This window comes from Nonomuraea sp. NPDC050451 (assembly GCF_044458585.1).
Genome location: NZ_JBITHZ010000032.1, coordinates 56,138 through 77,947, shown reverse-complemented (window position 1 = coordinate 77,947; position 21,810 = coordinate 56,138). Strand labels below are relative to the sequence as shown.

Sequence of the window (21,810 nt, the reverse complement as noted above, 5' to 3'; positions counted from 1 at the left end):
TCCGTCATGTGGGAGCGCTCCCACCGGCACCTCGGATCGTAGGTAACCGTCAGTGCCCGCTCAAAGACATCCGATCGCTGCCGTCCACGTCTTCCCAGGCCAGACCCTTGACAGGGGGTGAAACTTTCAGCGCAGGCAGGCCTCGAAGACCGCGGTCAGGCGGTCGACGTCGGCCGGGGTGGCCGGCTCGGGGCCGAGACGGCGGCGCATGGCGCCGATGCCGAGGAAGACCGCCGTCGCCATACGCGCTCTGGCGTGGGCGTCCGGGCCGCCCAGTTGCTCCTCAAGGGGGTCGAGCACCGCCGTGATCAGGCGCTCGCGAGCCACGGCCTGGATCTCCGGATCGCCGGCGGAGCGTTCGAGGGTGCGCAGGATCGGGCTCTCCGGCGGGTGCTCCATGCGCTCGGCCGCGTATTCCGCCAGACGCCGCGGCAGGCTCTCGCGGTCGCCGCCGAACAGGTCTCTTATGGTCGGCTCCCCGTCCAGGACCGCGCCGAAGAGGCCGGCCTTGGAGCCGAAGTAGCGGCCGACCAGGGCGATGTTGGCGTCCGCGGCAGCGGCGATCATGCGCACGGTCACCCGTTCGTATCCCTGCTCACCGAAGAGCGTGCGGGCCGCACGAAGGATCCGCTCGCGGGTGGCCTCGCGGTCACGCGGCCTGGCCTCAGACACCTGAGCTTCCACACCCCGCACTCTACTGAACACACCCCCACTTGCCGCGCGGCTAGTAAACAGGCGTATACTCAAGTTCGCAAAACTGTAGTAAGGGGATGTGGTGTCTTGGTAGCGCACGCTCAGGCCGCAGCCCCCGCGAGGCGGCAGTACACCCACCGCGAAATCCTCGAGGTCATGTCCGGGCTCATGCTCGCCATGCTCACGTCGATGATCTCGACCTCTGTGGTGGGCACGGCGCTGCCGACGATCGTGGGTGAGCTGGGCGGTCAGGATCAGTACTCATGGGTCGCCTCCGCGACCATGCTGACCATGACGGTGTCCACGCCGTTGTGGGGCAAGCTGTCCGACCTGTTCGGGCGGAAGCTGCTCTTCCAGACCGCGCTCGGACTGTTCGTCGCGGCCTCGCTGGTGGCCGGTCTGTCGCAGAACATGGGACAGCTCATCGCGGCGCGGGCCGTACAGGGTCTTGGCGTGGGTGGTCTGTCGGCACTCGCGCAGGTGATCCTGGGAGACATCGTGTCCCCTCGCGAGCGTGGGCGCTACTCCGGCTACATGGGCGCGGTCTTCGGGATCTCCACGGTCGCGGGTCCGCTGCTCGGCGGGTTCCTGGTGGACACCGACTGGCTCGGCTGGCGCTGGTGCTTCTACGTCGTGGTGCCGTTCGCCTTGGTGTCCTTCGTGGTGATCCAGAAGGTGCTGAAGCTGCCGAAGATCAAGCGGAGCACCTCGATCGACATCTGGGGCGCGACGACGATCACGGCCAGCGCGAGCGCGCTCATGCTGCTGCTGACGCTGGGCGGCGTCGAGTTCGAGTGGAACTCGGTCTGGACGTACTTCCTGGCGGCGCTCTGCCTGCTGATGCTGGCCCTGGCGGTGCTGTCGGAGCGGACCGCGCGCAACCCGATCCTGCCGCCGCGGCTGTTCCGCAACCGTACGTTCGTGCTCACCGGCCTCGCCTCGCTGTTCGTCGGCATGGCGATGTTCGGCGCGATGATCTACCTGCCGCAGTACCTGCAGATCGTCAAGGGCCTCAGCCCCACCGAGTCCGGCCTGATGACGCTGCCCATGGTGGTGGCGCTGTTCCTGGCCAGCGTGATCTCCGGGAAGATCGTCACCCAGACCGGCCGGTGGAAGATCTTCCCGGTCGTGGGCCTGCTGGTCGTGGCGGTCGGGCTGTTCCTGCTGTCCCGGCTGCACGTGGACTCCAGCGATTGGCTCATCGGCTTCGACGTGGCGGTGCTGGGCACCGGGCTCGGCCTGTCCATGCAGATGCTCATCCTGGCCGCCCAGAACGGCTCCGAACCCCGTGACATGGCCTCCACCACGTCCGGCGTGTCGTTCTTCCGCTCGCTGGGCGGCGCCGTCGGTGTGGCGGCGTTCGGCGCGATCCTGACGAACCGCCTCAAGGACGAGATAGCCGACATGCTCAGGGCCGCGCACATCACGCTGCCCGGCGGCCCGAACGTCAAGCTCGGCAGCCCGAGCGCCATCCAGCAGCTGCCCACGCCGATCAAGAACATCGTGCTGGAGGCGTTCACCAGGGGCCTGGAGACCGTGTTCATGGTGGGCGTGCCCATCGCGCTGCTCGGGTTCGTGGCGACGATCTTCCTCAAGGAGCTGCCGCTGCGCGGCTCCGCGACGCCGGCCCCGGCGCCGCAGCCGCTGACCAAGGACGACCTGGTCCTGGCCGGGCTGCTGCTCGAGCTGATCGCCCAGCGCATCGAGCGGACCAACGGCCAGCCGTCCGCCCTGCTCACCGCGGTCGCCAAGATGGCGCCACCGGACGACCGCCCCGAACGCGAGCGGGCCCGGTCCGTCGCCAAGAACGTGCTGCGGCCGACCTCGCGAGCCCTCATCGCGCAGGCCGCGCCCCCGCAGAAAGACCTCGTCTCAGGAGGAATCTCACAGTGATTCGCAAGTTCGTGGGCGCCGTCACGGCCGCCCTGGCCGTCCTGGCCGGGCTGTGGCTGATGATCGCCCCCTTCGCCCTGGGGACCCAGCCGGAGGACGCCGACTGGACGAACGCCACCCAGTCGGAGTTCTTCACCGGCCTCGGCGTGGCCGTCGTGGGGCTCATCGGCGCGATCTGCTTCGTGCTGGCCATCCACGAGGAGCTCGTGGTGCGGGGCCTCGTGGCCGTCCGGCAGCGGCAGCCCGAACCGGAGCCGGAGCCCGTGCCGGCGGCGCCCCAGGCGTCGTCCGCCGAGCTGGCGAGCCTGCTGGCCCCTCTCGTCGAGGCGCTGCGCGAGGACATGAACAACTCGGGTGAGCACCGCCGTAACGGCAAGGCTTCCCTGGTCGGAGTGGAGGACAACCGATGAAGGCCAAGCTGGGCGTCTCCGCCCTCGTCCTGCTGTTCCTCGGGGGCCTGTGGCTGGTCGCCGCGCCGTTCGCGGTCGGTTACCAGGCGAGGGGCGCGGCCTACGTCGACGCGACGGTCAACGACCTGTGGCTCGGCGGCTCGATCGCCGCGGTCTCGTTCGTGTCCCTCGTGATCTACGCGGCCGACGCCCTGCGCGAGCTGGCGCACCGCGATGTGCTGATTGCCGAGCACCGCTCGGGAAGCCGTGATGGACGTCCTCGCTCCGCTGCGGTTCCATCACGGCACTCCGACAGCTGACGCGAGACGTGCCGTGTTCGGCGGTGAAACAGACCCCGGACGGGAGCCACTGACCGGCAGGCTCCCGGCCGGGCAGTTCGAGATCGGCAAGGACGGTGCCGGCCTGCTCGTGGTGGGCTTCGACGGATCGGGCCCGAGCCGCAACGCGCTCGCGTACGCGGCCGGGCTCGCCCGGCGGGACAACGCGGCGCTGCTCATCGCCTTCGTGGAATCGCTCAACAGCGCCGCCCTGTGGTTCTTCGCCGGGTCGCCGATCATCCCCGACGCGGCGGCCGACCTGACCGAGGATCTGCGGGACGAGCTGAGGGGCGCGGGCGTTCCTTGGCAGTTCGTCAGCATGCGCGGGGACGCGGTGCGCGAGCTGGAGACGCTGGCCAGCACATACATGGCCGACGCCATCGTGGTGGGCCGCTCGCGCTCGTCCTGGCACGGCTCGGTGGCGGTCGGGCTGGCGAAACGGGCTCGCCGTACTGTGCTGATAGTGCCCTGAGCTGGTCGGACGTCGCATATGGTGGCGAGATGAAACGTGCTGCCGCCATGGCGTTCGTGGTGCTCGCTTCCGTTTCGTGCGGGACGGGCAAGCCTGCCGCCACGGGTTCCGTCCCCAAGGAGAGCGCTCCCGCCTTCGAGAGCCTCGACTCACCCACGCCGTCGCCCACCACGGGCGCGCCCGGCTCGACCGCCCCGCCGGCCTTCAGCGCCAAGATCTCGCGGCTCTCCCGTCAGCAGCTGCCGTACTCGTGGCGGCCCGGCTGCCCGGTCCACTACCGCGACCTGCGGCTGATCACGATGACGTACTGGGGCTTCGACGACAAGCCGCACACCGGGCAGCTGGTGGTGAACAAGGCGGTCACCGACGACATCGTGACGGTCTTCAAGAAGTTGTACGGCTGGCGCTGGCCCATCGAGCGGATGAAGCTGGTGGACGCGTACAAGGGTGACGACTTCGACTCGATCGAGGCCAACAACACCTCGGCCTTCAATTGCCGTCAAGCGACCGGGTCCACTCATTGGTCCAAGCACGCGTACGGGCAAGCGATAGACGTCAATCCCATCCAGAACCCATATGTCACCGCAAGTGGTACCACAGCGCACCAAGCATCCAAAAAGTTCACCAAACGCCCCATGAAGGGAAAGGGAGTAATAAATCCCGGTGACAAGGTAGTTAAGGCCTTTGACCAGGTTGGTTGGGAGTGGGGCGGCTACTGGTCAGGTGCCAGGGACCTGCAGCATTTCAGCAAGGGCGGAGGCTGAGAGAATCCCCCCATGGCGGCTAAGGACGGCGACGGCTGGATCGAGTGCTCCCAAGGCCACAGGCACTGGGGGCTGCACGGCGCCTCCGGGCTGCTCGTCGTGCACCACGACGAGTCCGGCACGCCGTACGTGCTCATGCAGAAGCGCTCCTGGTGGAGCCACCACGGCGGCACCTGGGGGCTGCCGGGCGGGGCGCGCGACAGCCACGAGGACGCCGTCGCCTCCGCGCTGCGGGAGGCCCGCGAGGAGGCGGCGCTAGCCGGCGAGGGGCTACGGGTGCAGGGCGTCTACCGTGACGATCACGGCGGGTGGGTGTTCGAGACGGTGATCGCCGCTTCGCCCGAGCTGCTGGCCGCCGCCCCCGCCAACCGGGAGAGCAGCGAGATGCGCTGGCTCCCGCTGCCGCAAGTGACCGACCGGAAGCTGCATCCCGGCTTCGCCGCCACCTGGGACGAGGTCCAGGGGGAGATCAGGCCGGAGACCCTCGTGCTCGACGTGGCCAACATCGTGGGCGCGCGGGCCGAGCACGGCTGGTGGCGCGACCGGCTCGGCGCGGCGACCCGGCTGCTGGAGGCCGTGTCGAGGCTCAGGCTCACGCATCCGGTGCTGGCGCAGTGGTATCCGCGCGTCGTGGCGGTCGTGGAGGGCGCCGCCAGGAGCGCACCGGAGCTGCCGGGGGTCCAGGTGGTCGCGGCCACCGGGAGCGGCGACGACGCGATCGTCGACGTGGTGCGCGGGGCCAAGGCGTGGGAACGGGTGCTCGTCGTCACCGCGGACCGGGCGCTGAGAGAACGCGTGCACGAGCTGGGCGCCGAGACCGTGGGCCCGAAGTGGCTGCTCTCGCAGCTGGCCGAGTGAGCTCACGGGTGGGCTCACGGCAGCTCGCCGGCTGACCTGTCTTCAGCGTTCCGCGGCGAGCACGGCGTCGAAGGCGGCCTTCAGGCCCGTCACGTCGAGCACGCGTTGGAGCACGCCGTGCACCCCGACCAGGCGTAACGTACCGGCCTGGGCGGAAACCCGGCGCTGGTGCTCCACGAGCACCCACAGGCCGCTGGAGTCGCAGAACTCCAGCGCCTTGGCGTCGATGTCGACCCGCACGAGACCCTCGGCAAGCAGCTTGCCCAGACACTCCTTGAGCTGCGGCGCGGTGAGCTTGTCGAGGTCACCGTCGAGGCGGACGAGCGCTGCCGACCGGCCGCGCTCCACCTCAACGTTGAGATCCGCCACCTCCTGAACGTACACCCCTGTCACTGCAGCCGCTATCGTGGTTTCCGCACAGGAGGGTTCGCATAGTGGACGAGTGCAGCCGCCTTGAAAGCGGCCAGGTCAGCGATGGCCTCGTGGGTTCGAATCCCACACCCTCCGCTCAACAGCCCCTGCTCGTTGGACTGCCGCCCTTCCGCCGGGCCTGGTCAAGGCCCGTAGCGGCAGTCCACGTGGCAGAGTTCTCACTGTCCCGCGAAACCGTCGCCCACGCAGGCGGCGAGCTGTAGATAGGCGTCCCTGGTCGGCTCCTGCAGCCGATCGAGGTCGATCTCCGCGCCCTCCTCCAGATGCGGGTCGTACGGCACCCGGACCACCGCGCGGCACCTGGCGGCGAAGTGGGCCTCCAGTTTCTTGATGTCCACCGCCGACTTCGAGCGCGGTCGCACGCTGCACAGCACCACGGTCGCGTTCTTCACCAGGTCGCCGTAGTGGTGCGCCTCCAGCCAGTCGAGCGTCGCGGAGGCCGCCCTGGCGCCGTCCACGGACGGGGAGCTGACCAGCACGATCTGGTCGGCCAGCCCGAGCACGCCGCCCATCGCGGAGTGCAGCAGGCCGGTGCCGCAGTCGGTGATGCAGATCGAGTAGAAGTTCTCCAGCACCTGGGAGACGGCCTGGTAGTCGGCGCCGCTGAACGCCTCGGACACCGACGGGTCCCGGTCGGAGGCGAGCACCTCCAGCCGTGAGGGCGCCTGCGACGTGAACGCCCTGATGTCCACGTAGCGCTTGACCTGGTCACGCTCGTTGAGCAGGTCGCGCACGGTGGCCGAGGTCTCCAGGACCAGCTTGTCGGACAGGGTGCCGCGGTCGGGGTTGGCGTCCACGGCGATGACCCGGTCGCCGCGGATCTGGGCCAGGGTGGCGCCGAGGCCGACCGTGGTCGTGGTCTTGCCCACGCCGCCCTTCAGGCTCAGCACGGCCACGCGGTGGTGGCCGGCGGTGACCGGGGTGCGGGCCCTGCTCACCAGCTCGCGGCGGCGGCGGACCTCCGGGGGTTCGCCCGGCTTGATCCAGCCTCCAGACGCCTTGTAGATCAGGCGGCGCCAGCCCTTGGAGGGGGCGTTACGCCGTCCGCGTAGCAGGGACTCCGGGTCGAGGCTGTCGGCGGTCGGGCGGCCGGTGACCGGCGGCCTGGGCGGGGCGGTGAACACGGGGATCGGGGCAGGGCGGCGCCGCCGCTCCGCGGGCGGCGGGATCTCCCGCTCCGCGGGGCGCCATTCGGGCTGCTCGGCCCACTGCTGGGGCTCCTCCTGCTGGACCGGCTCTGACCACGAAGGCCGTTCCTGCTGGGCCGGCTCCGACCACGAAGGCCGTTCCTCACGCCGCTCCTCAGGCTCCGCGGGCTCGGGCTTCGGCCACTCCACGTCCTTCGACCACGACGGCTCCGCGTCCTTCAGCCAGGCCGGGTCCGTGTGCTCGTCCTTCGACCGCGAGGGCTCGGGGTGCTCGGGCTCCTGCGCGGTGGCCGGCTCCGACCACTTGGGAGGCTGGATCGTCGGCAGGGTGTCCGACGGCTCCGGCCACTGCGGGCGCTCGTTCTTCGGAGAGGTGTCCGCCGAGGCGGACTCGCCGTCCTTCTTCTCCTCGGCAGGCTCGGCTTCGGCCGCTTCCGCTCGGGCGGTCTCCTTCTCCGGCTCCTCGCGGGGCGGCTCGGGCGCCCGTGCCCACTCGGGCACGGACGTCCAGGACGTGTCCTGCGTCTCCTGCTCCGACGTCTCAGGCGGGGTGAACGACAGCGCGTACGTGTCGGTGTCGTCGGGCCGCGGCAGCGGCTTCAACGGAGCGTGGAACGGGTCGTCTTCGCGCACGGAGCTCGGTGGAGTGGCCGGGGGCTCCTTCGTGGCCGCGCTGGCTGTGCCGAGCCACTCTGCGGCCTCCATCTCACCGTCGGGCAGGTCCTCGGCCGCCGCGGCGCCGTACACGGAGTCGACGGCCGCGCGGAACAGCGGCGGCGTCGGCGTGTCAGGCTGCGTGGGGACCATCCGCCACGGGTCCTGGGGGTACGGCGAGGCGACCGGCTCGTCGGCAGCCGCGGTCGAGGCGCTGACAGAGACGGGGGCCTCTTCCGTCTCCTTGATCGCGTCGAGCCACGCCAGCTGCTCCTCGAGCGATTCCTCTCGATCGTGTCTTGCCACCGTGTTCCCCCTCGGGTGGGTCTAAAGGGGCAGCAAATACCTTGCAGATTAACGCCACGGGCAACCACACAGCTCGGCAACCCACAACTTCTTTGCCCGGCTACCGTAGTTCGCATGCGAGCCATTGAGATCGCCGAGCCGGGCGGACCAGAGGTGCTTCAGTGGCGTGAGGTGCCTGACCCCCGGGTCGAGCGGGGAGAGGTCCTCATCGACGTGGCCGCCTCGGCGGTCAACAGGGCCGATGTCCTGCAACGGCAGGGGTTCTACGAACCTCCGCCCGGCGCGTCGCCGTACCCGGGGCTGGAGGTCTCCGGCGTGGTGGCCGAGGTCGGCGCGGACGTCGAGCAGTTCAAGCCTGGTGACCAGGTGTGCGCGCTGCTCGCGGGCGGGGGTTACGCTGAGCGCGTAGCCGTTCCGTGGGAGCAGGTCATGCCGGTGCCGGACGGTGTGCCGCTGGTGGAGACCGCCGGGCTGCCGGAGGTGGCGTGCACGGTGTGGTCCAACGTGTTCATGATCGGGCGGCTGCGCAGGGGCGAGACGCTGCTGGTGCACGGTGGGGCCAGCGGGATCGGCACGTTCGCCGTGCAGCTCGCCAAGGCGCTCGGCTCGCAGGTCGCCGCGACGGTCGGTTCGGCCGACAAGGGCGAGCGGGTCAGGGAGCTGGGCGCGGACGAGGTCATCAACTACCGCGAGGAAGACTTCGCCGACAAAGTACGCGCGGATGTCATCCTCGACATCATGGGCGCCAAATACCTGGCCGGAAACGTCCGGGCGCTCCGCACCGGCGGCCGACTGGTGATCATCGGGCTGCAGGGCGGCCGCAAGGGCGAGATCGACCTGGGGGCCCTGCTCGCCAAGCGCGCCTCCGTGCACGCGACCGCGCTCCGCTCACGTCCGGTGGACGAGAAGGGGGCAATCGTCCGTAGTGTTGTGGACAACGTCTGGCCCCTGGTCAGCGCCGGGGCCGTGCGTCCTGTGGTGCACGCGAAACTACCGATGTCCGAGGCCGCCGAAGCCCACCGAATGTTGGATTCGGGGGAGCACGTCGGCAAGATCCTGCTAGTACGGTGAGTGTTATGAATGCTGAGGACAACAACACCCCTCACATCGTGGTGGTGGGCCCTGACTTCCAAGGTCAGGGCGATAGCGGCGAAGAGGATCGATCGGTCACCAACCTGGTCGAGCAGCCCGCCAAGGTGATGCGCATCGGCAGCATGATCCGGCAGCTCCTCGACGAGGTCAGGGCCGCGCCCCTCGACGAGGCCAGCCGCAAGCGGCTGAAGGACATCCACGCGTCCTCCATCAAGGAGCTCGAGGACGGCCTGGCTCCTGAGCTGGTCGACGAGCTGGAGCGGCTGTCCCTGCCGTTCACCGAGGAGAACGGCGCGCCGCCGAGCGAGGCGGAGCTGCGCATCGCGCACGCCCAGTTGGTCGGCTGGCTCGAAGGGTTGTTCCACGGCATCCAGACCACGCTGTTCGCGCAGCAGATGGCCGCGCGTGCCCAGCTGGAGCAGATGCGCCGGGCGCTGCCCGGCGTGCCGCAGGGAGACGACCAGCACCGCCCGCCCGGCGGTTCCGGCCCCTACCTGTAGCGGCGCCGGCGCCTGCTCCGGATAGCCGCCCGCGGCGGCTATCCGTAGAGCCGTTCGATCACCTGAGCGACGCCGTCGTCGTCGTTGGCCGCGGTCACGTGGTCGACGGCCGCGAGCACGTCCGGATGTGCGTTCGCGACCGCGTACGACGTGCCTGCCCAGCTCAGCATGGGCAGGTCGTTCGGCATGTCACCGAACGCGACCACCTCCGAGGGCTTGATCTCGTGCTGCCCGGCGAGCGCCGCCAGCGCCGTGGCCTTCGTCACACCCTGCGCGCTCATCTCGATCAGGCCCCTGCGGCTGGAGTGGGTCGCGGTCACCAGATGCCCCACCAACCCCTCCACGGTGGCCTGCAGCTCGTCCGCGTTCATCCTGTGGTGCAGGGCCAGCAGCTTGGCGCATGGACGGGCCGTCACGGAGTCGACGCATGCCGTTAGGGCCCCCCTGTCCAGGCCACCCAGGAGGAATTGTGACTCATGCGCAAAACCGGCTTCATACTCGACCGAAAATACGAGATCGGACACGTTCGCTCTTAGCTGATCCACGACTTCCTCGAGCACGTCGACCGTGATGAGGTGAGATTCCACTATCTGTTCGGTATGGAGATCGTAGATCAGTGCTCCGTTCGCACAGATTGCGAGCCCACGGTGACGTACGGCACCCGCGACCCCGCCCATCCACCGGGGCGGCCGCCCCGTCACGAACACGAGCACAGCGCCGGATTCCTCGACTCTGCCGAAGGCCGCCACTGTGCGGGGAGACACGGTTCCGTCGGTACGCAACGCGGTGCCGTCGAGGTCGGTGGCCACAAGACGGGGCGCGGGAAGGCTCTGCATAACAGGTTCCAGTTTGCCCGGTGATGCCGCCTGACAGAAATCTTCGTTGGTACGGGAACACCAACGCGCCAGAATGGTGTTAGATGTGATGGCGTTGTATTAGCTGATCCCGTAGTGAAAACCAGCATGACTTTGTCTGAGCCACCCCGGGTGCTTGCTGTACGACACACCGGGACCCACGAGGTGTGGGTCCCATAGATTCACATCCTGAGGGAGAGCTTTTATGGCTCAGGGAACCGTCAAGTGGTTCAACGCCGAGAAGGGCTTCGGCTTCATCGCCCCGGACGGCGGTGCGCCGGACGTGTTCGTGCACTTCTCCGAGATTCAAGGCAGTGGCTACCGCAGCCTTGAAGACGGTCAGCGGGTCGAGTTCGAGATCACGCAGGGCCAGAAGGGGCCGCAGGCCTCCCAGGTCCGCGCCATCTGACCTTGTAGCAGCGAGACAGGCCGGGGTTCGCTTCCAGCGGGCCTCGGTCTTTTGCTTGTTCCGGGTTGGTCACGGCCGCGAACCTTCTGGGCTTCGCGGCCATCCACCCCTACATGAGGTACGCCTGGTTATGTCACCCCGTGACCGTTGCCGGGGTGTTCGTGCTCTTCATCAACGACCACCTGCTCAAGCAGGCCTGGCCCGGGCCGCTCACGGGCAAGCTCAGCGACGTCGCGGGGCTGGTCGTCGCCCCCGCACTGGTGGCCCTGATCTTCTGGCGACGGGCCGATCTGGCGGCCACCGTGCTGACCGGGGTGCTCTTCACGCTCGTGAAAACCACGGAGACGGGCGCTGAGCTCGCTTCCCATGCCTGGACCCTCGTGGCGGGCCCATCGCGCGTCCTGGCCGATCCCACGGACCTCCTCGCCCTGCCCGCGCTCGCCCTGGCCTGGTGGGTACGCCGCCGCAGCCTGGAGTCGTACTCCGCGCGCTGGCGGGTGATGGTCACGATGCCGCTGGCCGTACTGGCGGTGACGGCCACGTCGGCCGCCCCCATGCCCACGGCCAGCTCCGTCAACGTGGATGGTGACTCGATCGTCGTCCACGTGCGGGACGGCCTCACCCAGATCTCCGACGACGGCGGGGTCACCTGGGAGGAGGACGGCGGCGCGTGGGAGAGCAGGCCGCTGCAGAGCGCCGCCTGCGTCCCCATGCAGGCGACGCGGTGCTATCGGGTGGTACCCGCAAGGGTGGCCGTCGAGCAGTCCGACGACGGCGGCAAGACCTGGGGCCCGTCATGGGCGCTCACCGCGGACGACCGCGAGCGGCTCACCCGGCGCTATCCGTCCTGGACCGGCCGGCACTCGATGGCGCTGGCCGTGCAGGCCCGTCCGGGCGGGCACGTCGTGGTCGTCGCGAACGGCCTGGACGGCATCCTGGTCCGCGACGTGTCCGGCAAGTGGCGGCGCGTCGGCCTGCCCGGCTCGTCGGAGATCAGCGCCGTGGACCTGTCGCCGGAGCGCAACGTGGCGATCTTCCTGGCCGCGTGCATGCTGTTCGGCGGAGCCGCAGCGGGGTTGCACCGCTACCAGCGCGTGTACATCGGGTTCGCCGCGGCCGCCGGCCTCGGCCTCTTCACCGCGCTCAGCACCCCCGATCCGATCTCCAGCGAGTACGCGGTGGTCCTGAGCCTGCTCGGCGTGCTCGCGACCCTGGCGGGCACGGTGGTGTGCCTCGTGCTGGCGGTGGCCGGCCGGGCCCGGCCCACTCCCGCGGCCATCGGGGTGCTGGCGGCCCCGCTCGTGTACGTGACCGTCTACACGCCCTTCTACGGCTGGTCGGTGGGCACCCCGGGCCCCTACTGGGTCGCCGTCGCCCTGGCCGTGCTGCTGACCGGCCTGGTCGTGCTCGCGGGCGCCGTCCTCGTCAGGTACGACGCCCGCCGCGCCTACTTGGACGGCTCCAGCACGTCGAGGCCCACGTAGGGCCGCAGCGCCTTGGGAACCACCACGGAGCCGTCGGCCTGCTGGTGGTTCTCCAGGATCGCCACGATCCACCGGGTGGTGGCCAGCGTGCCGTTGAGCGTGGCCAGGTGCTGCGGCTTGCCGTCCTTGTCGCGGTAGCGGACGGCGAGCCGGCGGGCCTGGAACTCCGTGCAGTTGGAGGTCGAGGTCAGCTCGCGGTAGCGGCCCTGGGTCGGGATCCACGCCTCGCAGTCGAACTTGCGGGCCGCCGACATGCCGAGGTCTCCGGCCGCCGTGTCGATGATCCGGTAGGGCACCTCGATCTTGGCCATCATCTCCTTCTCCCAGGCGAGCAGGCGCAGGTGCTCCTCGTGGGCGTCCTCAGGACGCACGTACGAGAACATCTCGACCTTGTCGAACTGGTGGACGCGGATGATGCCCCTGGTGTCCTTGCCGTACGAGCCGGCCTCGCGGCGGAAGCACGACGACCAGCCCGCGTAGCGCAGCGGCAGGTCGCCGCCGTCGAGGATCTCCTGGGCGTGGTAGCCGGCCAGCGAGACCTCCGAGGTGCCGACGAGGTAGAGGTCGTCCTCGGGGAGGCGGTAGATCTCCTTGTCGTGGGCCACGTGGAAGCCGGTGCCCTGCATGGTCTCCGGCTTGACGAGCACCGGCGTGATCATCGGGGTGAACCCGGCCTCGATGGCCTGCTGCATGGCCATGTTGAGCAGGCCGAGCTGCAGGCGGGCGCCGACGCCCTTGAGGAAGAAGAACCGCGAGCCGGACACCTTGGCGCCCCGCTCCATGTCGATGGCGCCGAGGGCCTCGCCGAGCTCCAGATGGTCCTTGGGCTCGAAGTCGAACTGGCGCGGCTCGCCGTGGGTCTCGAGGACCACGTAGTCGTCCTCGCCGCCCTCCGGCGCGCCCTCCTCGACGATGTTGGGCACCGCCTGGACGAGCTCGTCGAGCTCGCCCGTCAACTTCTCCGCCTCGGCCTCGGCGGCCTTGACCTGGCCGGCGAGGTCCTTGGCCCGCTGGAGCAGCGCGGCCTTCTCCTCGCCCTGCGCCTTGGAGACCGACTTGCCCATGCTCTTCTGCTCGGCGCGCAGAGACTCGAACGAGGTCAGCGCGGATCGGCGGCGCTCGTCCAGGTCGAGCAGCGTGTCGACGACGGAGTCGTCCTCACCGCGGGCACGCTGCGACGCCCGTAGCCGGTCGGGATCCTCACGAAGGGTACGCAGGTCAATCACAAGCCAAAGGCTACCGGCGCTGGGCAGCAGCCCGCCCCCGTATTACCGCGTACACGCTGACTCGGTCCGTCGCCGCCTCGAACATGGACGGTCGGTGCCTCAGACCTGGCCTGCGCGGACGCGCGCGAACCAGCCGCCCGCCTCGGCGAACACGGACGGTCGGCGCCTCAGACCTGACCCGCGCGGACCCGGGCGAGCCAGCCGCCCGCCTCGGCGAACTCGGGATCCGACGTGCCCCGCTTGATCTGCGGCGCGATGCCGTCGGCGCGCGGGTAGCTGCCGAGGAAGCGCACGTCGCCGCAGATGCGGTGGAGCCCGGCGAGGGCCTCCCCGACCCGGGCGTCGGCCACGTGACCCTCGAAGTCGAAGTGGAAGAAGTAGCGCCCGATGCCGTCACCGGTCGGCCGCGACTCGATGCGCGTCAGGTTGACCCCGCGTACGGAGAACTCCGTCAGCATCTCCAGCAGCGCGCCCGGGTGGTCGTCGGCGAGGAAGACGACCAGCGTCGTGCGATCGGAGCCGGTCGGCTCGGGCAGCGGCCCGGGCCGGCCCACCCGCACGAACCTCGTCACGGTGTCGGACCTGTCACCGATGTCCGTGGCCAGCTCCACCAGCCCGTAGTGCTCGCCGGCGATGCGGGCGGCGATGGCGGCGTCGTACGGCGAGCCGGGCAGCGAGACCTCCTGGGCCGCCGCCGCGGTCGAGGGCGCGGCCACCACGACGGCGTCGGGCAGCTCGCGCGCGATGAAGGCGCGGCACTGGGTGATGGCCGCGGGATGCGTGTAGACCCGCTTGATGTGGGGGATCTCGGTGCCGGGCCGGGCCAGCAGCGAGAACTGCACCGGCAGCAGCAGCTCGGCCGTGATCAGCAACGGCTCGCCCCACGCGAACTCGTCGAGCGTCGTGGTGATCGCGCCCTCGATGGAGTTCTCCAGCGGCACGACGGCGCCGTCGGCTTCGCCGCTGCGGGCGGCGTTGAGCGCGGCGGGCACGTTGGCGCAGGGCAGACGCTCGGCCGTGGGGTCGAGGAGCCGCAGGGCCTCTTCGGTGAAGGTGCCTTCCGGTCCGAGATAGGCGAGTCTGGGCATGCATCCAGAGTATCCGCAGGTGGACGCCCCCGCCCCCCTTTCGCCCAGGGACGCGTCGATGGAGAGCCCTGCCTCCCGCCACCACGGACCCGTGGCCCCTTCCGCCCAGGGACGTGCCCGCCTACAGCGGTCCCGACGCCCGGGACAGGATCATCGGCCCCAGCCCCAGCCTGGCCGCCCGCACCGCCTCCTCCTCCTCGGGCGACAGCGGCTCCCGCCCTTTCCCGCCCACCACGGGCCGCACGTACGTACGGGTCTCGCTGCGCCCGTTGATCGAGGTGAGCACGATGCCGTCACCCAGCCCGTTGATCATCGCCACCGAGAACGACAGCCGCCCGGTCATCTCGGAGAGCGCGTCGTACCGGCAGACGGCCACGTCCCTGATGGCCTTGAGATCGCCCATGCCCTCGCTGGTCTGCCGGGCGAGCATCCGCTGGCACTCCTCCACCGCCGCTCTGGCCTGCCGGAGCGACAGATACCCGATGAATACGCCGCTGACCCCGGCGACGACGCCCACGATGACCCATGTGGTAACGAGCACGGCACAGAGGGTAATGGGTCGGTCATGCGATCTGACGCCGTTTCGGCAACCAGGACACCAACAACCACACCAGGGCCAGCGCCCCGAGCCCGAACCCGTTCTGGACGATCTTCCCCAGCACCAGGCTGACCCCCGGGATGTCGGCCGCCTTCAACGAGACGCCCCACCAGGGGATAGGCAGCACGTAATAGAGCCACACGCCCGCCGCCACCCGCAGCCTGACCGGATCGCGCCCGTCGCCCACGATCGCGCCGAGCACCACGACCACCCAGGCGAGGTGGTGGATCCAGGCGACGGGCGAGAGCAGCACGGCCATGAGCCCGACGAGGGCGACCGCGGTGAGATGGTCATTCGCCCGGTACGCGTCCCGCGCGCCGCGGAACCCGTACCACCCGACCACGGCCACGATCACCAGCCAGATCGCGGACGTCGCCGTCTCGGGGAGGTAGAGCCGGATCAGCATGCCGCGGATCGACTGGTTGGTGGTGCCCGCGTTCGAGCCGAGGCGGTTGGGATCGAGCAGCGCCGAGAACCAGAACTGCGACGCGTCCCGCGGGATCACCGCGAACGGCAGCAGCGTGAGCACCGCCGTCGTGAACGCCGCCATGAAGAACGTCCGCCACTGCCGCGTGACCAGCAGATAGATCAGGAAGACGCCCGGCGTGAGCTTCACGGCCGTGGCCAGCCCGATCAGGAACCCCCGCGGCCACCAGGGCCGCTTGACCACGCAGTCGGCCAGGCACAACGCGACCAGCAGGATGTCCACCTGCCCGAACCGCACCTGGTCCCTGATCGGCATCAGGTACGTGCAGGCCACCATGAGCAGCGCGAACACCCAGGGCACGTACTTCCTGAGCGCCTGCCTGAACGACAACCACACGGTCACGGCCAGCGCCGCGAATATCCCGGCCGTCCAGACCCACTGGGCGGTCCCCCACGACATCTCGGCCAGCGCCACGGCCAGCATCGCCGCGACGGGCGGATACGTGAACGGCAGCAGCTGGGGGGCGGGTGTGACATAGTCGTACACCGGCCGGCCCTCGAGCAGCATCTGGCCCCCGGTACGGTAAACGTCCAGGTCAACCAGCCGCTGATCGTCCGAATTGGTGAGCCACGTGACCACCAGGGGCGCCACGGCCGCGGCGACCACGAGCACCACGACCGCCCACGCCCACCACTGCCGCCGTACCACCCGCACCTCGCCACTTGTCACGATGTGGCACGTTACCGTGGCTGTTGTTGATCGAGGGCAAACAATGGGGGTCCGTACATGCCACACGCCACGCCCACCTGGGACGGCGCCCACCCCGTACACCCCACCCCCACCACCGATTACGCCGCCTCCAGGCTCACGCCGGCGCACATCTCCGCCAGATCTGTGCTCCAGCCCACCTCCGAGGCACAAGCACCCAAGCGCGCCCCCGCCACCGGAGCGAGCAGGCGCATTCTCAGCACCCTCGCCCTCAGCCTGGCCACCGCAACCGCCCTTTGCCTGACCCCATCCCCTGCCTCCGCCACCGCGACATCCCCCAGCACGCTGGCCGGAGCAGCAGCCAAAAGCCCATCCACCACCGCTGCACGGCAACACCAGCCCACCCGAGGGTTCGATCAAGCCCACGTAGCCCTCATCGGCGTGCCGGGCCTCGAATGGAGCGACCTCAACCCATCCCGAACCCCCAACCTGTGGGCCCTCATCAGCCAGGGCGCCTCCGCCTCCCTCTCCACGCGAGCCGTACCACCCCCGGACCGCGGCATCACCTGCCCCACAGCGGGCTGGCTGACCGTCTCAGCAGGCCAGCGAGCCGGTACGGCAGGCAAGGGCTGCCTCCAACCCCCCACCCCCGAGCTCACCGGGGATACGGCCAAGATCCCGAACTGGCCCACGCTGACCGCGTACCAGTCCGAAACCGGATTCGACGCCCAACTCGGCACGCTGGGCCAGCTGGTGACGGACAACGGAGGCAAGGTCGCCGCGATAGGCCCAGGCGCCGCACTCGCCGGTGCCGACAAGTCCGGAAATATCGCCAAATACACCCCCACTCTTGACGCCGCCGGCGACCTGGCCCCGTACAACCTGATCATCATGGAGGCCGCCGACCTGGCAACCGCCTGGACCGCGCAGCCGCTGGACGAGTTCGGCGTCCCCACCCCGCTGCCGGCCGCAGCCCGCCAGGCGGCCGCGAGCAAGGCGGACCAGCAGATCGGCGCCCTGATCGCCAAACTGCCCTCCAACACCACCACCCTCGTGGCGGGCCTCTCGGACGTGTCCCCGACCGCCCACCTCCACGTGGCGATCGCCCAGGGCCCGTCGCCGAGCGGCCGGCCGTACGACCACGGCTACCTCACGGCCACCTCCACCCGCCAGGACGCCCTGGTCACCATCACCGACCTCACCGCCACCGCCATCCAACTCCTGGGCCTCCCCGCCCCCCGCCAAGTGGTCGGCCGCCCCTGGCAACCCAACGGCCCAGCCGCCGCCACACCGGCCGAAACGGTGGCGGAACTTGCGGACGGCGACCTGGCCAGCCAGGTGCTCCGGGAAGTACGCGGCCCGTTCTTCGCCGTACTCGTGACGGTCCAGCTCCTCTTCTACGCCTTCGCCGCCCTGGCCCTCCGCCGCCGCCGAGACACCGCTTCCCCCACTCCTCCCAGCCCTCAGCCCCCCTCCACCAACCTCCCGTCCACGGGGCCCCCCTCCACCAACCTCTCATCCACCGACCCCTCGCCCAGCGCCCCCTCGTCCCCCGAACCCCCATCCACCGGACACCCGTCCACCAACCCCTCGCTCAGCGACTTCTCGATCACTGAACCCCCATCCACCACCGAAAGCACGTCCAGCGAGCCCCAGCCCATCGAGTCCTCGTCCACCACGCACGAAGGCACCTCAATCCTCGGTGCCCCAGGCGGCGATTTCGCGAGCACCTCCAAGCTCCTCAGATCCGTCCAGATCGTCGCGGTGATCAGCGGAGCCATCCCCATCTCCACGTTCCTGGCCCAACTGGTGCCCTGGTCGACCCTGCCCGTACCGATGCTGTCGGTGATCGTGACGATCGTGGCCATCGCCGGTCTGATCACCGCCCTGGCCTTCGCCGGTCCGTGGCGGACGCACGTGCTGGGCCCGCTCACCGTGGTCGCCGCCGTCACCTCCCTCGCGCTCCTCATCGACGTCATGACCGGCTCCAAGCTCCAGGTGAACGCGGTAACCGGCTACGAGCCCGTGACCGGGGGCCGTTTCTACGGCTTCAGCAACATCGCCTTCGCCGTCTACGCCACAGGCACCATCCTCGGACTCGCAGGCGTGGCCCAGTGGTTGCTCGGCAGAGGTGTGTCCAGGGTCGTGGTCGTCGCGGCGTGCGCCTTGTACGGGGGACTCGCGGTCTTCGCGGACGGATGGCCTTCGTGGGGGGCTGACTTCGGCGGCGTACCGGCGTTCGTGATCGGCTTGGCGGTCTTCCTCATCCTGCTTTCCGGCAAGCGCGTATCGCTGTTGAGACTCCTGCTCGTCGGCCTCGTGGGGGCCGCACTCGTGGGCGCCCTCTCGGTATTCGACTGGCTGCGCCCCGACGCCCAGCGCACCCACCTGGGCAACTTCGTCCAGCAGATCATCGACGGCCAGGCGTGGACCGTCGTCGGGCGCAAGTTCAGCGCCATGATCGGCGTAACCGTCGGGAACTGGTCACTGACCCTCCTCTCCCTGGTCGCACTGGCCTTCTTGTTCCTGGTGCTCGACCGCCCTTCGCGATGGGGCGCCTCCGCCCTCGGCCAGGCCTACCGCCTGGCCCCCACCCTCCGAGCCGGCCTGTTCGGCGCACTCACCTGCGCCTTCGTCGGCTTCCTCATGAACGACTCCGGCATCGCCATCCCCGCCATGGCCCTCACGGTGGCCATTCCGCTGACCCTGGCCGCCTGCGTCCGCGCCCTCCAACTCACCACCCTTCCTACGGACTGAGCATGAGTGGCGCATCCTCAGCCGAACGCTCCAAAGGCTGTGGAGCGTTCAGGTCACCCGCGTACGCGCCGCGCCCGAGCAGCACGGATCGCATCCGTGGACCACTGATGGGGGCAGGGTCCCTCACGCCCACGAACTTCCACCGCGCCCCGCACCGTCCAACGCCCCTGCCCATCACCCCAGCAAGCAGGAGACAGTGCCGTCCGACACCGAATCGGGTGCCCTTGGGCGCGTCTGCCGATCGCCACGGCGGCTGGCTCGTGGCGGGTGGTCGGGCGGGTTTTGCTGGTCAGTGGGGCCTGCAGTGCTGGGCGCCCCACCGGAAGGTGTAGGCCGGGCCGACAGCAATGATCGCGATCCTGCTCTGGCGGATGAAGAAGCTGGCGGATGAAGGAGTAGGGAGGCTCGCTCGACGTGGCCATCGAGGCCAGCCGGGGTGCGCAGCCTGCCGGTGGGCCTGCCCGAGATGAGCCAACCACCAGCGTCCAGGTCCCCACCCGGCCAACCGCAACCACCAGCGCCCAAGCCCTCATTTGGCTGACGCCAACGATCAACGCTCACCCTGCGCCGCGCCGCGCCCGAGCCGACGCCGATGGGAGGCGTTCGCGTCTGGCAGTTCGCCACGCCCATAGGACCAATGCCACCGTCAGGGCCAGCAGCACCCACGCGAGTTGAGGCCGGACCACCTCCCTGAGCCAATCGAGATCCTCTGGCTGCCCGTTCACTCTGGCCGGGAGGTACGCCAGCGAGAGGACCAGCAGGTGGGCGACCACGAACCCGTCCACTGCGGAGGCCGTCACCAGCGCCAGCAATCCGAGGGCCAGTCCGTCGTACCAAGGCAGGATGTAGGGCGTGGCGAACACGTAGGCGACCATCAGTCCGACCGCCACAACCGGTGCCTCAAGCCCGCCGTTGCCGTGCGGCGCCGCCCAGCGGCTCGCCCAGAGTCCTCCGCTGTTACTCGTCCCACTCCCCGGATCGGTGGTCGTCCCACTCCCCGGATCGGTGGTCGTCCCACTCCCCGGATCGGTGGTCGTTCCGCTCCCCGGGTCGGTGGTCGTGGGGCGGCCAGGCCCGTTCGGTGGGAAGGGGGGTGGCTCGTGGCTCGGTGTGGGCGATGAAAGGAGGTCGGGTTGGCGGGAGTGGGAGGCCAGGCGGAGTAGGGACCAGGCGATGAGTGCGAGCACCAGGAGTGAGCCGATCTGGATCTCTCCTCGGTAGGCGCTGCCTGTGCCCACGATGGACTGGAGCCAGCCCTGGACGAGCTTCCAGAACGAGGCGTGGGAGATCGACTTGCTGGTGCGCGTCATCGGGGCGATCGCTTCCGGGCCGACGATCGCGTACCCGATGACCACTACGGCGAGGGCGCAGGCCGCCATGAGGGCCAGGCGGGCGGGGCGGCGGCGTAGCTCCCAGGCGGGGCCGAGGGCCACGAGGCCGGCATTGACCTTGATCGCCACTCCCAGCCCGAGCAGGATGCCGGAGCCTGCGGGGCGGCTTCTGGCCAGGAGGGCGGCGACCATGCAGGCGATGGCGAGGGTGTCGACGTGCATTCCTGCCACCAGTTGGTAGAGCAGGAGGGGGTTGGCCGTCCACAGGAGTGCGGCGCGAAGGCGTCTGGTCGGGTCGTCTCTGGTGAAACGGTCGATGAGGAGGCCCGTCGCTATGAACGCGGCGGCGTTGAACAGGGCCAGCACGAATATCGTCAGGCGGAGGGAGTCGCCGCCGATCCAGCTCGCCAGCGCTTGTACGGCCGTGGCCACCGGGCCGTACACGCTCGGCTCCTCGCGCCACGGCTCCTCGACAGCGTCCGCGATGGGGTCGCCCGGCAGGTCCACCGCGCCATGGGTGTACGGGCTGAGGCCCAGTGTCACCATCCGGCCGTAGGCGGCGTAGTTGAGGTGGTCGCCGGAGCCGGACGGCGGTAGGAAGGCCAGGATTGCGGCGGCTGTGCAGCCGATCAGGACGAGGAGGCGGGCGTTCGGCAGTCCCCAACGCTTGCTCGGCATCGGCCCACGCTTGCTCGGCACCGGCCCACGCTTGCTCGACAGTGACCAACGCTTGCTCGGCGCGACTGTGGGCGGCGCATCTGACCCCGTTGTGTCGGTCTGAGGTCGGTCTGCGCCTGCCGCGGGTGGCTGCGGCCCATCTGGCTGCATCGGAGTTGGCTGCGTGGGGGTGGTGGGCTGCGGGCTGGTGGGGGGTGGGGTGTCGGGGGTGGGGCTGGGGGGGTGTTGGAGTTTTGGGGAGCGGGTCAGGGTGAGGGCGGTCAGGAGGCCGAGGCCGCCCAGGGTGATCGCGGCGGCGGCGAGGGCGATCACCAGGTAAGGGTTGGGGTGGACGTCGAGAGAGTACGGCGGGTGCCAGCTGGGGCCGGTCAGGGCGGGCACCATCGGGGATGGGCCGAGGAGGCCTATGGTGATCGTCAGCAGGATCGAGGCGCCGATCGCCGCCGTGGCCAGCCCGGCTAGCCGGCCCCGTGCCTGCCCGGCTAGCCGGCCCTGTGCCTGCCCGGCTAGCCGGCCCTGTGCCTGCCCGGCGAGCTGGCCCCGTGCCTTTTCGTGCCGCTTCTCCGAAGTCACCGGCAAATTCCAGCACACTCGCGAGGGGGTTTCGGCCGGACGGGAGCTGCCTGTGGATAACCGGGTCGGGCTGGGGGTCCTGGGGATGAGGAAGGCCGCTGCCCTGGTCCGAGGAGGGAAGCGGCCTTGTGGTCGTTG

General features: G+C 69.8%; 20 protein-coding genes and 1 tRNA gene. 12 read left to right on the top strand and 9 right to left on the bottom strand.

Annotation, left to right across the window (positions count from 1 at the left end; all coding sequences use genetic code 11):
- Positions 1 to 126 precede the first annotated feature (126 nt).
- On the bottom strand, positions 127 to 684 hold the full coding sequence (locus ACIBI9_RS51805; protein ID WP_397234666.1) for a TetR family transcriptional regulator: 558 nt from the start codon (positions 682 to 684) through the stop codon (positions 127 to 129).
- Positions 685 to 849: 165 nt separating this feature from the next.
- Here ACIBI9_RS51805 and ACIBI9_RS51800 point away from each other — a divergent pair, with 165 nt between their 5' ends.
- From ACIBI9_RS51800 to ACIBI9_RS51775, 6 genes are read left to right on the top strand one after another with little or no spacing between them, the layout of a single operon-like run.
- Complete coding sequence (locus ACIBI9_RS51800; RefSeq protein WP_397234664.1) at positions 850 to 2,586, top strand: MDR family MFS transporter; 1,737 nt, start codon at positions 850 to 852, stop codon at positions 2,584 to 2,586.
- Positions 2,583 to 2,996 (top strand): hypothetical protein, encoded by a 414-nt coding sequence (locus ACIBI9_RS51795; protein ID WP_397234662.1) that lies wholly within the window; start codon positions 2,583 to 2,585, stop codon positions 2,994 to 2,996. Before ACIBI9_RS51800 ends, ACIBI9_RS51795 begins: the two co-directional genes overlap by 4 nt.
- The gene (locus ACIBI9_RS51790; RefSeq protein ID WP_397234660.1) at positions 2,993 to 3,295 is read left to right on the top strand and encodes a hypothetical protein; all 303 of its coding nucleotides are present in this window, start codon (positions 2,993 to 2,995) and stop codon (positions 3,293 to 3,295) included. Before ACIBI9_RS51795 ends, ACIBI9_RS51790 begins: the two co-directional genes overlap by 4 nt.
- Before the next feature lie 13 nt (positions 3,296 to 3,308).
- Positions 3,309 to 3,785, top strand: a complete 477-nt coding sequence (locus ACIBI9_RS51785) for a universal stress protein (RefSeq protein WP_397234658.1) — start codon at positions 3,309 to 3,311, stop codon at positions 3,783 to 3,785.
- Between the two features lie 29 nt (positions 3,786 to 3,814).
- On the top strand, positions 3,815 to 4,549 hold the full coding sequence (locus ACIBI9_RS51780; protein ID WP_397234656.1) for a M15 family metallopeptidase: 735 nt from the start codon (positions 3,815 to 3,817) through the stop codon (positions 4,547 to 4,549).
- 12 nt (positions 4,550 to 4,561) lie between these two features.
- Entirely contained in the window at positions 4,562 to 5,407 is an 846-nt protein-coding gene (locus ACIBI9_RS51775) for an NUDIX domain-containing protein (protein WP_397234654.1), read from the top strand.
- Positions 5,408 to 5,449: 42 nt separating this feature from the next.
- Here ACIBI9_RS51775 and ACIBI9_RS51770 read toward each other — a convergent pair whose 3' ends face one another.
- Positions 5,450 to 5,776 (bottom strand): STAS domain-containing protein, encoded by a 327-nt coding sequence (locus ACIBI9_RS51770; RefSeq protein ID WP_397234652.1) that lies wholly within the window; start codon positions 5,774 to 5,776, stop codon positions 5,450 to 5,452.
- Between the two features lie 51 nt (positions 5,777 to 5,827).
- On the opposite strand from ACIBI9_RS51770, the gene ACIBI9_RS51765 reads away from it, so the two are divergent.
- Positions 5,828 to 5,914: transfer RNA gene (locus tag ACIBI9_RS51765), tRNA-Ser, on the top strand.
- An 83-nt stretch (positions 5,915 to 5,997) separates the two neighbouring features.
- Here ACIBI9_RS51765 and ACIBI9_RS51760 read toward each other — a convergent pair.
- Positions 5,998 to 7,947, bottom strand: coding sequence for an AAA family ATPase (locus tag ACIBI9_RS51760; protein ID WP_397234650.1), 1,950 nt, complete (start codon positions 7,945 to 7,947; stop codon positions 5,998 to 6,000).
- A gap of 114 nt (positions 7,948 to 8,061) precedes the next feature.
- Here ACIBI9_RS51760 and ACIBI9_RS51755 point away from each other — a divergent pair, with 114 nt between their 5' ends.
- Both ACIBI9_RS51755 and ACIBI9_RS51750 read left to right on the top strand, forming a co-directional pair.
- Positions 8,062 to 9,018 carry an NAD(P)H-quinone oxidoreductase gene (locus ACIBI9_RS51755; RefSeq protein WP_397234648.1) on the top strand — a complete coding sequence of 319 codons (957 nt, stop codon included), beginning with the start codon at positions 8,062 to 8,064 and terminating at the stop codon, positions 9,016 to 9,018.
- 5 nt (positions 9,019 to 9,023) lie between these two features.
- Positions 9,024 to 9,539 carry a bacterial proteasome activator family protein gene (locus ACIBI9_RS51750; protein ID WP_192789222.1) on the top strand — a complete coding sequence of 172 codons (516 nt, stop codon included), beginning with the start codon at positions 9,024 to 9,026 and terminating at the stop codon, positions 9,537 to 9,539.
- A 38-nt stretch (positions 9,540 to 9,577) separates the two neighbouring features.
- On the opposite strand, the gene ACIBI9_RS51745 is transcribed toward ACIBI9_RS51750, so the two are convergent.
- Positions 9,578 to 10,375 (bottom strand): HAD family hydrolase, encoded by a 798-nt coding sequence (locus tag ACIBI9_RS51745; protein ID WP_397234646.1) that lies wholly within the window; start codon positions 10,373 to 10,375, stop codon positions 9,578 to 9,580.
- Between the two features lie 223 nt (positions 10,376 to 10,598).
- On the opposite strand from ACIBI9_RS51745, the gene ACIBI9_RS51740 reads away from it, so the two are divergent.
- Complete coding sequence (locus ACIBI9_RS51740) at positions 10,599 to 10,802, top strand: cold-shock protein (protein WP_093173019.1); 204 nt, start codon at positions 10,599 to 10,601, stop codon at positions 10,800 to 10,802.
- Between the two features lie 140 nt (positions 10,803 to 10,942).
- Positions 10,943 to 12,286 carry a hypothetical protein gene (locus ACIBI9_RS51735; RefSeq protein ID WP_397234643.1) on the top strand — a complete coding sequence of 448 codons (1,344 nt, stop codon included), beginning with the start codon at positions 10,943 to 10,945 and terminating at the stop codon, positions 12,284 to 12,286.
- On the opposite strand, the gene serS is transcribed toward ACIBI9_RS51735, so the two are convergent.
- The 4 genes from serS to ACIBI9_RS51715 all read right to left on the bottom strand — a co-directional run bounded on the left by serS (position 12,250) and on the right by ACIBI9_RS51715 (position 16,354).
- Positions 12,250 to 13,512, bottom strand: a complete 1,263-nt coding sequence (serS, locus tag ACIBI9_RS51730) for a serine--tRNA ligase (RefSeq protein ID WP_397234641.1) — start codon at positions 13,510 to 13,512, stop codon at positions 12,250 to 12,252. The genes ACIBI9_RS51735 and serS overlap by 37 nt on opposite strands.
- Before the next feature lie 167 nt (positions 13,513 to 13,679).
- Positions 13,680 to 14,600, bottom strand: coding sequence for a prephenate dehydratase (pheA, locus tag ACIBI9_RS51725; protein WP_397234639.1), 921 nt, complete (start codon positions 14,598 to 14,600; stop codon positions 13,680 to 13,682).
- Positions 14,601 to 14,721: 121 nt separating this feature from the next.
- The gene (locus tag ACIBI9_RS51720; protein ID WP_394494753.1) at positions 14,722 to 15,141 is read right to left on the bottom strand and encodes a DUF4446 family protein; all 420 of its coding nucleotides are present in this window, start codon (positions 15,139 to 15,141) and stop codon (positions 14,722 to 14,724) included.
- A gap of 22 nt (positions 15,142 to 15,163) precedes the next feature.
- Entirely contained in the window at positions 15,164 to 16,354 is a 1,191-nt protein-coding gene (locus ACIBI9_RS51715; RefSeq protein WP_397234637.1) for a glycosyltransferase 87 family protein, read from the bottom strand.
- A gap of 57 nt (positions 16,355 to 16,411) precedes the next feature.
- On the opposite strand from ACIBI9_RS51715, the gene ACIBI9_RS51710 reads away from it, so the two are divergent.
- Complete coding sequence (locus tag ACIBI9_RS51710) at positions 16,412 to 19,090, top strand: hypothetical protein (RefSeq protein ID WP_397234635.1); 2,679 nt, start codon at positions 16,412 to 16,414, stop codon at positions 19,088 to 19,090.
- A 557-nt stretch (positions 19,091 to 19,647) separates the two neighbouring features.
- Here ACIBI9_RS51710 and mptB read toward each other — a convergent pair.
- Complete coding sequence (gene mptB / locus ACIBI9_RS51705) at positions 19,648 to 21,099, bottom strand: polyprenol phosphomannose-dependent alpha 1,6 mannosyltransferase MptB (RefSeq protein WP_397234633.1); 1,452 nt, start codon at positions 21,097 to 21,099, stop codon at positions 19,648 to 19,650.
- Positions 21,100 to 21,810: the final 711 nt, after the last annotated feature.